Raw genomic sequence first — 4,008 nt, 5'->3', positions numbered from 1 at the left:
GTCCGGCCGCCCCGGAGTCCTTCGCCCACGACGGTGCGCAGTCCGGGCGCACCCAGGTGGAGGCCATGCAGTTCTTCGGCCAGCTCCTGACGGGTGGCTGCGAGCACGACGGCTCGGTGCCCGAAGGAGGTACGGCTCGTTGCCAGCGCACGGGTCAGCCGGCGGGACGACGAGTCCTCCCGCTCTTCGAGCATCGTGAGCAACCGTGCGGCCTGGGCGTGCAGAGCCTCTTCGCTGTGACCACTGACGAGCCAGGGCAGCACCGCTCCGTCGTCCGCCGCTCCGTCGTCCGCCGCACGATCCTCCGGCGTTGCCGGCTCGGCCGGGGCCTGTTCGAGGATGACGTGCGCATTCGTCCCGGACAGACCGAACGACGACACACCCGCACGCCTCGGACGCCCATCCTCCTGAAGCCACGGCCGCCGCTCCGTCAACAGCCGCACCTCCCCCGCCGACCAGTCCACATGCGACGACGGCTCACCCACATGCAACGTCGCCGGCAACACCCCGTGACGCAACGCCTGCACCATCTTGATCACACCGGCCACACCCGCAGCCGCCTGCGTATGACCCACATTCGACTTCACCGACCCCAACCACAACGGCCGCCCCGCCTCACGACCCTGACCATAGGTCGCCAGCAACGCCTGCGCCTCGATCGGATCACCCAACCGCGTCCCCGTCCCATGCGCCTCCACCACATCCACATCCACCCCCGACAGACCCGCCGACCCCAACGCAGCCCGGATCACCCGCTGCTGCGACGGACCGTTCGGAGCCGTCAACCCGTTCGACGCACCATCCTGATTCACCGCCGAACCACGCACCACCGCCAACACCCGATGCCCCAGCCGACGCGCATCAGACAACCGCTCCACCACCAGCACACCCACCCCCTCACCCCACCCCGTACCGTCCGCACCCTCACCGAACGCCCTGCACCGACCATCCGCCGCCAGACCACCCTGACGACTGAACTCCACAAAAGCACCCGGCGTCGACATCACCGTCACACCACCCGCCAGGGCCAGGTCGCACTCCCCCGACCGCAACGCCTGCCCCGCCAGATGCAACGCCACCAAAGACGACGAACACGCCGTGTCCACCGTCACCGCCGGACCCTCCAGACCCAGCACATACGACACCCGCCCCGACACGACGCTCGCCGCGTTGCCCGTGCCGACATAGCCCCCGAAGTCACCCTCCGACACACTCAACAACGCCGGATAGTCCTGACCGTTCGTCCCCACGAACACACCCGCACGACTCCCCCGCAACGACCGAGGATCCATCCCCGCCCGCTCCACCGCCTCCCACGACACCTCCAACAACAACCGCTGCTGCGGATCCATCGCCAACGCCTCACGCGGCGACACCCCGAAGAACTCCGCATCGAAACCACCCACACCCGACAGAAAACCACCGCGACGGACGTATTCGGCGGCCTTGCCGTCCTCGTTGGCGTATCGCTCGTAGACGGGTTCCAGCGCAGCCCAGCCGCGGTCGGTGGGGAAGTCACCGATGCCCTCGCGGCCGTCCGCGAGCATCTCCCAGAACTGTTCCGGGGTCTCGACGTCGCCGGGGAAACGGCAGGCCATGCCCACGATCGCCACCGGCTCGTCCACCGCGATCGCGGTGGTCCCGTACGGCGCGGCGGCAGCGGCGGCCTCGCCCCCGAACAGCTCGTCGTAGACGAACGCGGCCAGCGCCTTCGGGGTCGGGTGGTCGAAGACCGCCGTCGCCGGGAGAGCCACCCCCGACACGGAGGCCAGGACGTTGCGCAGCTCCACCGCGATGAGCGAGTCCACGCCCAGGTCGCGGAAGGCCCGCTCCGCACCCACCTGTTCGGCGCCCTCGTATCCGAGCATGGTGGCCGCCAGCTTCCGCACCTCGTCCAGTACGAGGCGCAGCCCGCTGTCACGCGACAGTCCGGCCGCCCGGGACCGCAGGCTGTCGTCGGCCTCGCCGGATCTCGCGGCGCCGCCCGTTCCGGAAGCGGCGACGGGAACGGCGAGGCGGGAGAGGAGTGCGCTGGGGCGGGTGGTGGTGAACGCGGGAACGAAACGCTTCCAGTCTGCGTCCACGACGAGCTGCGTGGTGATGCCCGCGTCCAGTACCGCCCCGAGGGCGGACAGCGCGAGCTGAGGTGCGAGTGCGGTCACGGCGCCCTGGCCGCGACGCCGGTCGCCGGCCGCGACGGCCATCCCGTCTTCCGCCCACGGCCCCCAGGCGATGGATGTGGCGGACAGGCCGTCGGCGCGCCGACGCTCGGCGAGAGCGTCAAGGACCGCGTTGGCGGCGGCGTAGGCGCCCTGGCCCGGGCTCCCCAGTGTTCCTGCCAGCGAGGAGAAGAGGACGAACGCGGAGAGTTCCCGGTCGCGGGTCAGCTGGTCGAGCAGGTGGGCGGCCGACGTCTTGGGACGCATGACCCGGTCGACGCGTTCTGCGTCGGTCGACAGCAGCGTGGCGTCGTCCAGCACTCCTGCCGTGTGGAAGACGGCGTCGAAGGAGTGCTCGGCGAAAAGGGCGGCGAGGTCCGCGTGCACGGAGACGTCCAGACCGCGCAGGGTGACCTGCGCACCCGCCTGCTCCAGCTCGGCGCGCAGCTCGGCGGCGCCGGGTGCGGTTTCGGCGCTGCGGCTCACCAGGACCAGATCGCGGGCGCCGCGCGCCACGGCCCAGCGGGCCACGTGTGCTCCCAGAGCTCCGGTGCCCCCCGTGATCAGCACCGTTCCGTTCGGCTTCCAGGGGACGGCGGGCTGCGGCAACGGCCCGGACGGCTCGAGCCGACGGCCGAAGACACCGTGCGGGCGGACGGCGATCTGGTCCTCGCCGCCCTTCAAACGCGTCAGCGCGTGCGTGAGACGGGTGCACGTCCGGTCGTCGACGCGCTCGGGCAGATCTATCGCTCCGCCCCAGACATCCGGGTGCTCGAGCGCAGCGACGCGTCCGAGCCCCCATACGGCGTTGTGCGAGGCACGAACGACGCGTTCGGTCCTGCCGACGGCGACGGCGCCTTGGGTGAGAGCCCAGAGTCGTACGCCCGGAATGCGCGAGTCGGCCAGCGCGCGCAGCGCGTTCAGCGCCCCCACGGCCGGTCCGACGGACGTGGCGAAGGCGAGGAGCGAGAGGATGCCGTCCGGGCGTCGGGGTGCGTCGGACGTGCCCGTCCCGTCTGCGGGAAGTCGCAGGGCCTCCGCGCAGGCTTCCGGGTCGGCTGCGTCCACTTCGATGAGGTGCGGGGTGAGTCCCTGCCTCCGGAGTCCGGAGACGAGGCTGTTCATCATCTCCCGCGAGTCGCCGTCGGCGTCGGACGGGACCAGGACCGTCCAGTTCCCGGTGCCGGACGCGCCCGCCCTCGGCCGGGCCTCGTCGTCGCGGGTCAGCGGCCGCCAGGACACCTCGTAGCGCAGGGCGTCGATCGCGGCCTGCTCCTGTCGTCGGTGGTACCACTTCGAGAGGGCGGGGACGACCGGAGCGAGCGCGTCGGGCGCGAGGTCGAGGCCTGCCGCGAGAGTCGGCACGTCCTCGCTCGCCACGGAAGCCCAGAACTCCGCGTCGACCACAACGGAAGCTCGGGTCGGACCCGACGGACCGCCGAGCGACCGTTGACTCGGGCTGAGCCAGTAGCGCTGCCGCTGGAACGGATACGTCGGCAGGTCGACGGGTTCCTCGCCCGTGCCGCCCCCCATCACGGCCGTCCAGTCGATGTCCGCGCCGTCGACGTGGAGCTTCGCCATCGCCCGCAGGACGGCCAGGTGCTCGGAACCGTCCTTGCGGAGCATCGACACGAACACCGAGTCGCCGCTGTCGTCGCTGTCGTCGCTGTCGTCGCTGTCGTTGCTGACGTCGCTGACGTCGCTGACGTCGGGGAGGCTGTTCTGCGCGAGGGCGGTGAGGGTGGCGTCGGGGCCGATCTCCAGGAACCGGGTCACGCCCTCGGACGCGAGCACACCGATCCCGTCGGCGAAACGCACCGCCTCCCGCACATGCCGCACCCAGTAATCC

General features: G+C 71.1%; 1 protein-coding gene. It reads right to left on the bottom strand.

All coding sequences use genetic code 11. The features are described 5' to 3' along the window. On the bottom strand, positions 1 to 4,008 hold a 4,008-nt coding region (locus Sri02f_RS42385), incomplete at both ends, for an SDR family NAD(P)-dependent oxidoreductase (RefSeq protein WP_218029946.1).

Source organism: Streptomyces rishiriensis (assembly GCF_003112535.1).
Taxonomy (GTDB): Bacteria; Actinomycetota; Actinomycetes; order Streptomycetales; family Streptomycetaceae; genus Streptomyces; species Streptomyces rishiriensis.
The sequence above is the reverse complement of the archived record's forward strand: the minus strand, read 5'-3'. Positions and strand labels throughout refer to the sequence as shown.